Source organism: Dokdonella sp. (assembly GCF_036518555.1).
GTDB lineage: Bacteria > Pseudomonadota > Gammaproteobacteria > Xanthomonadales > Rhodanobacteraceae > Dokdonella_A.
Map to the genome: position 1 here is coordinate 1 of NZ_DATDMY010000007.1, position 8,134 is coordinate 8,134.

The window sequence follows — 8,134 nt, forward strand, 5'->3', positions numbered from 1 at the left end:
GCCGGATCGAGGTTCCCCTGCAGGGCGACGCGTGCGCCGACGCGTGCGCGTGCCTCGGCGAGGTCGATCGTCCAGTCGACGCCGAGCGCGTCGCAGCCGGTGTCCGCGAGCGCTTCGAGATGGCCGTTCGCGCCCTTCGAGAACAGGATCAGCGGCACGTCGCGCGTGGCCGGATCCGCCTTCAGGCGGGCGACGATCGACGCGAGCGGACGCAGCGAGAACGCGCGGAACATCGAAGGGGCGAGCAGCCCGCCCCAGGTGTCGAACACCATCAGCGCCTGTGCGCCCGCCGCGGCCTGCGCCGCGAGGTAGCGCGCGACCGCCTCGGCGAGCGTGTCGAGCAGGTGCCGCATCGTCGCCGCATCTTCGAGCGCGAGCGCCTTCGCGCGCGCGAAACTCGACGAACCGCCGCCCTCGATCATGTAGCACGCGAGCGTCCACGGGCTGCCCGAGAAACCGATCAGCGGCACGCGTTCGTGCAGCTCGCGCCGCACGAGGCGCACCGCGTCGACGACGTAGCGCAGATCGGTCTCCGGATCGGGCACGCCGAGTCGCATGATGTCGGTCGTGCTGCGCAGCGGCCGGGCGAACTTCGGGCCCTCGCCTTCGATGAAGTGCAGGCCCAGGCCCATCGCGTCGGGAATCGTGAGGATGTCGGAAAAGATGATCGCGGCGTCGAGCGGGAAGCGCGCGAGCGGCTGCAGCGTCACCTCGCAGGCGAGCTCGGGTGTCTGCGCCAGGGCGAGGAAGCTGCCTGCGCGTGCGCGCGTGGCGCGGTACTCGGGCAGGTAGCGGCCGGCCTGGCGCATGATCCAGATCGGCGTCATGTCGACGGGTTCGCGCCGCAGCGCGCGCAGGAAACGGTGGTCGGGCGTGGCGGTCGTCATGGTCTGCACAACGGAGGGAGAATGCGGTTCGACCGTCGCATCACCGGGGCGCGCGGCGGACGTGGAAATCCTGCGGCCTGCGCTCAGCGCGCGTGCGGCCCTTCGAAGCCCTGGCTGAACATCACGTGGAAGCCGCGCCGCAGCTGCGCGTCGCGTGCGTTCTCGAACGCGCTCAGGGCCGCGTCGCGCTCGAGGTAGACCTCGCGCTTGCTGCTCGCGCGGCTCCCTTGCTGGCCCCATTCGCGGAACAGCGTCCAGCCGCCGAGCAGGTCCTGCTGCAGCACGAGCTGGTAATAGCGCGGCGCGTCCGTGCCGGCGGGTTTGGTCTGCATGAAGAGGCGCATGGGCGTCGCGGTCAGAGCGTCGTGAATTGTAGCGTCTGCGTCGCGGCAGGCGTTAGGGGCGCAGGCCGGCATCGCAGCCCGCGCCGGGGCGGTTCGTACCCCGGCGATGCAAGTCGTTGATTCGTCGCGCACGGGGCTCGACGGATCGCAGCGGTGCGCGCGGGCGCGCGGGAAAACGCGCGCGGCGCCGGCATGCAGTGGGCATCGGATCGGGTAAGCTGAATGCACACAGACACCCTGGGGAGGGGATCATGGCTCACTCGCGTTCGCTCGGCGCGGCCATCGCCGCCGCCATTGCCGGTATCGGTTTCTCGCATGTCGTCCTGGCCGCGGAGGCCGATCCGCAAGCAGGGTCCGGCGCGCCGGTCGACGACAAGGTGACCGAACTCGAAGGGCTGACCGTGCTCGGCTCGCGTCGCTACGATCGCACGTCGGATACCGAGACGGCGGTGCCCGTGGACGTGCTGCCGATGCAGAAGGCGGCCGAACAGGGCGGCAACTTCGATCTCGCGCAGACCCTGCAGTACACCGCGCCATCGTTCATTTCCGGCCACCAGACCGGTGCCGACAATGCCGACTCGGTCGACTCGGCCGCGCTGCGCGGGCTCGGGTCGGACCAGACCCTCGTGCTCGTCAACGGCAAGCGCCTGCACTCGACCGCGCTCGTGAACCTGTTCGGCGCGCGCAACCGCGGCAATACCGGCACGGACCTCAACACGATCCCGCTGCTCGCGATCGACCGTGTCGAGATCCTGCGCGACGGTGCGGCCGCGCAGTACGGCTCGGACGCGATCGCCGGCGTCATCAACATCGCGTTGAAGCGCCGCAAGGGCTGCGAAGGCGTCGTCGGCTACGGCGAGTATTCGCGCGGAGACGGCGAGAACTGGCTCGCGTCGGGCTACTGCGGCTTCCAGGTCGGCAACGACGGCGTCGTCGCGCTGACCGCCGAGTACCTCGATCGCGGGCGCTCGAACCGCTCCGGGCCGGACAACCCGCGCACGATCGGCGACACCGCGGTCGAGAACGGTACCGTCTATTTCAACGGCGACATCCCGTTCGGCGACGGCATGCACTTCTACTTCGACGGCGGGCTGCAGAACCGCAGCGCGTCGTCGGGCGCGTTCGCGCGCGGCGGCATCGGTTCGGACGACATCCCGTCGCGCAATTCGGCGGCGATGTACCCGGACGGCTTCGTTCCGTTCATCGATCCGTACGTGCAGGACCGCCACGGTACCGCAGGCGTCTGGTGGAACTGGAACGACTGGCGCGTCGACGCCTCGCAGACGTTCGGCTACAACAAGCTCATCGACACGATCCGCCATACCCTCAACGCGTCGATCGCGAACTACGACCTCGAGCACGGCGGCGCCGGCATCAGTCCGACCGAATTCAACGCGGGCGGCTTCTCGTTCAGCCAGGCCACCACGAACCTCGACTTCACGCGCTTCTTCGACGGCTGGCTGCGCGGCGTGAACGTCGCCTTCGGCGGCGAATTCCGCCACGAGAACTACCAGATCTTCGCGGGCGAGCCGGGCTCGTACATCGATGCCGACGGCCCCGGCGGCGGCAACGCGGGCAGCCAGGGCTTCCCCGGCTTCCAGCCGGTCGACGCGACCGACAAGAGCCGCCACAGCTGGGCGGGCTACGTCGACGTCGAGACGAACTGGACCGACCGTTTCATGACCGACCAGGCGCTGCGATACGAGGACTACAGCGACTTCGGCTCGACCACCATCGGCAAGGTCGCGGGTGCGTTCCGCGTCACCGACCAGTTCCTGCTGCGCGCGTCGGCGAGCACCGGTTTCCGCGCGCCGTCGCTGCAGCAGCGCTGGTTCTCCTCGACGTTCACCGACTTCATCAGCGGCGAGCCCGTCGATGTCGTGCTCGCCCCGAACGGCGGGCCGATCGCGCGCGCGGCCGGCATCCCGAACCTCAAGGAGGAGACGTCGCAGAGCGTCACCGCGGGCTTCACCTGGAGGCCGACCGATGCGCTGTCGATCACGCTCGACGGCTACCGCATCGACATCGACGACCGCATCGTGCTGACCGGCTATTTCGACACGTCCGATCCGGACATCGGCGACATCCTGCAGCAGCTCGGCGTCGGCTCGGCGCAGTTCTTCGTCAACTCGGTCGACACCCGCACGCAGGGCTTCGACCTCACGGTCAGCCACGGCATGGATCTCGGGCAGGGGCGCCTCGAGAGCTTCTTCGCCTTCAACCATGGCACGACCAAGGTGCGCAAGGTGCACACGCCGCCGTCGCTGGTCGGGCGCGAGGATTCGCTGCTCGGCGAGCGCGACCGCCTGTTCATCGAAGGCGGCGCACCGCGCTCGAAGGCGACGCTCGGATTCGACTACGCGATCGGCGACTGGGATGCGAACCTCAAGTTCATCTACTTCGGTCGCATGACCCTCGGCACGTTCTCCGGACCGCCGGTACCGAACCAGCACTACGGCGCGGCGACGTCGGCCGACGTGAGCCTCACCTACAGCTTCGACGCCGACACCAAGCTCACCGTCGGCGGCACGAACATCCTCGACAAGTTCCCCACCGCGCAGAATCCGGACGAGACCGACAACGGCTTCAAGTACGAGGCGGTGCAATTCGGCCTCAACGGGGCGGCCTGGTTCGTCCGCCTCGCGCACTCGTTCTGACGCCTGTCGTGCCGCGGGAGCGCGTTCCGGCGCTCCCCGCGGCCACGCCGCCGGCCTGCGACGTCCGACGCGGGACCGCGCCTGCGCCCTTGATGGCGCGGATCCGGCAGCATCGCGACCGGGTCGCGCCGCGGAGGCGAGGTGGTCCGCGCGGGGCGGCGCGGTAGCCCTGGCCCTCGGCCGGACTCAGTGCACTTCGGCGACGCAGCGCTTGAGCAAGAGGTTGGGCCCGTCCTCGCGTGGCGCGCAGACGACGCTGTCGAGGATGTGGCCGCCTTGCGTCGCGGCGAGGTTGCAACTCATGTTCGTCGCGCGCAGTCCGTAATTGTCGATGAGGCGGCGCGCTTCGGCGTCGGCGATGCGGCGCTGTTCGGGACGCATCGCCGCCTCGATCTTCTCGACGATCGCATGGTAGCCGCGCTGGTTGACCTCGGCCGCGACCTTGAGCCACGCATAGCCGGTGAGGTCGTCGCGCGGCGTGCCCTGGCCGAGCAGGTACATGCGGCCGAGCGCGGACTGGCTCTCCTTGTCGCCCGCGCAGGCCGTGCGCTGGAACCCCGCGAACGCCTCGTCGTAGCGCTTGCCCTCGTAGGCGTGCTTCGCCTTGAGCAGCATCGAGCGATAGTCGCCGGGCAGCACGCGGTCGAAACCTTCGGCGATCGAGGCCGCCGCGGCGGCGGTCGCGAGGACGAGCATGGGCAACAGGGCGAAGCGAACGAGGGTTCTCATCGTGATGGCGTCCTGGGTATCGAGTGCAAGGGCGACGGCGTCGGCGCGGGACATTACAGCAGGCACGGCGTTCGGCAACGTCTACCGGAAGTCAGGGGCATGCGTGCACTTCGATGCGTGGACCTGTGCGATGGTTCGGCGCGCTGCGGGCGAGGCCGCTCCGGGGTCGTCGCGACGGTGGCGAACCGCGGCGGCCGCCCGCGCCGTCGCCGCGACGCGGTCCTATGCGCGCGCGAGCACCGCGCGTATCGCGTCCGCATCGACGTCCGGCACGATCTCCGCCGCGCCGAGGCCGCGCCACAGGACGAGGCGCAGCCGGCCGGCAAGGTTCTTCTTGTCGATCTGCATGAGGGCGAGCAGGCGCCCCGGATCGATCGGCGGCGGCGTCGTCGGCAGGCCGAACGCCGTGAGCAGGCGCGCGAGGCGACCGGCGTCGGCGCGCGGGGCTCGCTCGAGGTCGGCGGACAGCGTCGCCGCGAGGACCATCCCGATCGCGACGGCCTCGCCGTGCAGCAGGCTGCCGTAGCCGGTCGCCGTCTCGATCGCGTGGCCGAACGTGTGGCCGAAGTTGAGCAGCGCGCGCTCGCCCTGTTCGTGTTCGTCGCGCACGACCACGCCCGCCTTGTGGCGGCAGCTCGCGGCGATCGCTTCGGCGAGCGCCGCGCCGTCTCGCGCGTTCAATGCATCGACGTGGCGCTCGAGCCAGGCGAAGAACGCGGCATCGCCGATCGCCCCGTACTTGACGACTTCGGCGAAGCCGGCGCGATATTCGCGGTCGGGCAACGTCGCGAGCGTCGTCGTGTCGGCGATCACCGCGCGCGGCTGGTGGAACGCACCGACGAGGTTCTTGCCTGCGGGCAGGTTCACGCCGGTCTTGCCGCCGACCGACGAGTCGACCATCGCGAGCAGGGTGGTCGGCATCTGGATGAAATCGATGCCGCGCATCCAGCACGCGGCGGCGAAGCCGGCGAGGTCGCCGATCACGCCGCCGCCGAGGGCGACGATCGTCGCGTCGCGCGTCGCGCCGAGGCCGGCGAGCGCGTCGAACACGCGCGCGACCGCGTCGAGCGTCTTGTGCGCCTCGCCATCGGGCAGCACGACGCTCGCATGGAGGTGCCCGACGAGGCCGGCCTGGACCCGCGCGAGATGCAACGGCGCGACGGTCTCGTTGCTGACCACGACGACATGGCGCCCGCGGATCGCGCCGCGCCAGAGCGGCGCGTCGTCGAGCAGGCCGGCGCCGACGTGGATCGGGTAGGCGCGCGTGCCGAGCGCGACGTCGATCGAGATCATGCAGCCTCCGGATTGCCGCGCCGCCAGCGCGCCTCGAGCAGGTCGAGCAGGTCGTGCGCCGCGTGCGCGCTGTTGCCGACGCCGCTCGAGGCGAGGCGCAGGTCGGCGACCTCGGCGTAGAGCGGGTTGCGTTCGCCGGCGAGTTTCTCCAGCCGTTCGCGCCGGTCGGGCGCCTGCAGCAGCGGCCGCTGGCGGTCGCGCGCGAGGCGGGCCAGCTGCGCGTCGACGCTCGCGTCGAGCCAGATCACGAAGCCGTTCTCGCGCAGCACGCGGCGATTCGCCGGGTCGAGCACGGCGCCGCCCCCGGTCGCGAGCACGAGGCCGCGGCGCGCGGCGAGCTCGGCGAGCATCGCGCGCTCGCGGCGGCGGAAGCCGGACTCGCCCTCGAGCTCGAAAATGAGGCCGACGTCGGCGCCCGTGCGCGCCTCGATCTCCTGGTCGAGGTCGATGAACGGCATGCGGAACAACTCCGCGATGAGGCGCCCGACGGTGGTCTTGCCGGCACCCATCGGACCGACCAGGAACAGGCTGGGTGCGGGATTCATTGCGCGGATGCTAGCAGGGCGCGATGCCATGCACGCGCGCCGCGCGCACGCATCGCCGGCGACGGCTAGAATCGGCCCGCACGCGGCGCCGCGCCGCCCAGGATCGCCGTTCCCGCCATGCTTCGTTTCCTGCTGCTGTTCGCCGCCATCCTCGGCGTGCTGTTCGTCGCCGAACTCGTGCAGCCGGTCGAGCAGCACGTGATCCTGCCGTTCACGGCCGCCGTCGCCAAGGTCAGCGTCTGGCTGGTCGGCCTGTTCGACTCGCACGTGATCGCCTACGGCAAGGTGCTGCAGAGCACGCGCAACGGCTTCGCGATCTCGATCGAACGCGGCTGCAACGGCGTCGAGGCGGTCATCATCCTCGTTTCCGCGATGCTCGCCTTTCCCGCGCCCTGGAAGCATCGGTTCGTCGGCATCGGCATCGGCTTCGTCGCGATCCAGCTGCTCAACCTCGTGCGCATCATCAGCCTGTTCTACCTCGGCCAGTGGAACCGCGTCTGGTTCGATTGGTTCCACTTGTACCTTTGGCAGGCCCTGATCGTGCTCGATGCGCTGGTCGTGTTCCTCGTCTGGCTGCGCTACGTGCCGCGCGAGCGCATGGAATCCGCCTGAACCGGCGGCGCGGCCACATGTAGCGCCCGCGCGCCCCTTTGCTATAGTGGGGTCGCCTTACTGCAAGGAGACTGCCCATGTCCGTTGCCAAGGTCATCGAACTCAGCGTGTCGTCGCCGAAGGGCATCGAGGATGCCGTGCAGAACGGGCTGCGGAAGGTTTCGCAGACCGTGAAGAACATCCGCGGTGCGTGGGTCAACGAGATCAAGGTCGTCACCGGCGACGACGGCACGATCACCGAGTGGCGCGTCAACATGCGCGTCAACTTCGTCGTCGAGTGACCCGATCCGCCGCCGAGGGAGCATCCACCGCCACCCGTTCGACGCCGCCATCATGAACAAGCTCGGCCTTGTAGTCGGACTGCTCGAGGATGATCAGGACATGGCGGCGCTGGTCGGCCAATGGCTTGAGGAAGCGGGCTACAAGACCCGCCTGTTCCGCAACGTCGGCGAATACCGCAGGCGCCAGGGCAGCGAAGCGGTCGACCTGCTGCTACTCGACTGGATGCTGCCCGACGGCAGCGGCATCGAGGTCATCGAAGGCATCCGTTCGTCGGCGAACCGGCGGCTGCCGGTCGTGTTCCTGACCGCGCGCGACAGCGAGGACGACATCGTGCGCGGCCTTGCGAGCGGCGGCGACGACTACGTCGTGAAGCCACCGAAGCGGCGCGAGCTCATCGCCCGCGTCAACGTCGTGCTGCGGCGGCACGGCGCCGATGCCGAAGCGGCCGACACGATCGACCTCGCGCCGTACTCGCTCGATGCGCGACGGAGGCGCGTCAGCGTCGACGGGCGCGAGGTCGAGTTGACGCAGCGCGAGTTCGACCTCGCCAACTTCCTGTTCCGGCGCCACGGGCGCATCGTCAGCCGCGATGCCTTGCTCGAGAATGTGTGGAACCTCAGCTCGGCGGTGTCGACGCGCACCGTCGACACGCACGTGAGCCGGCTGCGCAAGAAGCTCGAACTCGGCGGCGAGCACGGCTGGCGTCTCGCCGCGATCTACCAGCACGGCTATCGGCTCGAGCAGATCTGAGCCCGCCGCGCCGGCGTCGGCCGGGTCCATGGCAT

General features: G+C 69.8%; 9 protein-coding genes. 4 read left to right on the forward strand and 5 right to left on the reverse strand.

Annotated elements, in window-relative coordinates; genetic code table 11:
* Positions 1-887 (reverse strand): uroporphyrinogen decarboxylase (gene hemE / locus VI238_RS00545; protein WP_331647382.1); only part of this gene is annotated, 887 nt, incomplete at its 3' end.
* An 83-nt stretch (positions 888-970) separates the two neighbouring features.
* Entirely contained in the window at positions 971-1,231 is a 261-nt protein-coding gene (locus tag VI238_RS00550) for a WGR domain-containing protein (RefSeq protein ID WP_182532182.1), read from the reverse strand.
* Between the two features lie 251 nt (positions 1,232-1,482).
* On the opposite strand from VI238_RS00550, the gene VI238_RS00555 reads away from it, so the two are divergent.
* On the forward strand, positions 1,483-3,888 hold the full coding sequence (locus VI238_RS00555) for a TonB-dependent receptor (RefSeq protein ID WP_331647383.1): 2,406 nt from the start codon (positions 1,483-1,485) through the stop codon (positions 3,886-3,888).
* Positions 3,889-4,074: 186 nt separating this feature from the next.
* On the opposite strand, the gene VI238_RS00560 is transcribed toward VI238_RS00555, so the two are convergent.
* The 3 genes from VI238_RS00560 to VI238_RS00570 form a co-directional block, all read right to left on the reverse strand.
* Positions 4,075-4,617 (reverse strand): hypothetical protein, encoded by a 543-nt coding sequence (locus VI238_RS00560; protein WP_331647384.1) that lies wholly within the window; start codon positions 4,615-4,617, stop codon positions 4,075-4,077.
* Positions 4,618-4,839: 222 nt separating this feature from the next.
* Positions 4,840-5,910, reverse strand: coding sequence for a 3-dehydroquinate synthase (aroB, locus tag VI238_RS00565; RefSeq protein WP_331647385.1), 1,071 nt, complete (start codon positions 5,908-5,910; stop codon positions 4,840-4,842).
* A complete protein-coding gene (locus VI238_RS00570; protein ID WP_331647386.1) occupies positions 5,907-6,455 on the reverse strand; it encodes a shikimate kinase in 549 nt (182 codons plus the stop codon). Before VI238_RS00570 ends, aroB begins: the two co-directional genes overlap by 4 nt.
* 117 nt (positions 6,456-6,572) lie before the next feature.
* On the opposite strand from VI238_RS00570, the gene xrtH reads away from it, so the two are divergent.
* From xrtH to VI238_RS00585, 3 genes are all read left to right on the forward strand, one after another.
* Positions 6,573-7,067 (forward strand): exosortase H, encoded by a 495-nt coding sequence (gene xrtH, locus VI238_RS00575; RefSeq protein ID WP_331647387.1) that lies wholly within the window; start codon positions 6,573-6,575, stop codon positions 7,065-7,067.
* Positions 7,068-7,144: 77 nt separating this feature from the next.
* On the forward strand, positions 7,145-7,348 hold the full coding sequence (locus tag VI238_RS00580) for a dodecin family protein (RefSeq protein WP_331647388.1): 204 nt from the start codon (positions 7,145-7,147) through the stop codon (positions 7,346-7,348).
* 52 nt (positions 7,349-7,400) lie between these two features.
* Positions 7,401-8,099, forward strand: coding sequence for a response regulator transcription factor (locus VI238_RS00585; protein ID WP_331647389.1), 699 nt, complete (start codon positions 7,401-7,403; stop codon positions 8,097-8,099).
* Positions 8,100-8,134 lie beyond the last annotated feature (35 nt).

What these genes read in the sequence shown, in the direction of transcription:
- VI238_RS00550 (WP_182532182.1), bottom strand. Translation starts at nt 1,231, where the DNA reads ATGCGCCTCTTCATGCAGACCAAACCCGCCGGCACGGACGCGCCGCGC.
- VI238_RS00555 (WP_331647383.1), top strand. Translation starts at nt 1,483, where the DNA reads ATGGCTCACTCGCGTTCGCTCGGCGCGGCCATCGCCGCCGCCATTGCC.
- VI238_RS00560 (WP_331647384.1), bottom strand. Translation starts at nt 4,617, where the DNA reads ATGAGAACCCTCGTTCGCTTCGCCCTGTTGCCCATGCTCGTCCTCGCG.
- aroB (WP_331647385.1), bottom strand. Translation starts at nt 5,910, where the DNA reads ATGATCTCGATCGACGTCGCGCTCGGCACGCGCGCCTACCCGATCCAC.
- VI238_RS00570 (WP_331647386.1), bottom strand. Translation starts at nt 6,455, where the DNA reads ATGAATCCCGCACCCAGCCTGTTCCTGGTCGGTCCGATGGGTGCCGGC.
- xrtH (WP_331647387.1), top strand. Translation starts at nt 6,573, where the DNA reads ATGCTTCGTTTCCTGCTGCTGTTCGCCGCCATCCTCGGCGTGCTGTTC.
- VI238_RS00580 (WP_331647388.1), top strand. Translation starts at nt 7,145, where the DNA reads ATGTCCGTTGCCAAGGTCATCGAACTCAGCGTGTCGTCGCCGAAGGGC.
- VI238_RS00585 (WP_331647389.1), top strand. Translation starts at nt 7,401, where the DNA reads ATGAACAAGCTCGGCCTTGTAGTCGGACTGCTCGAGGATGATCAGGAC.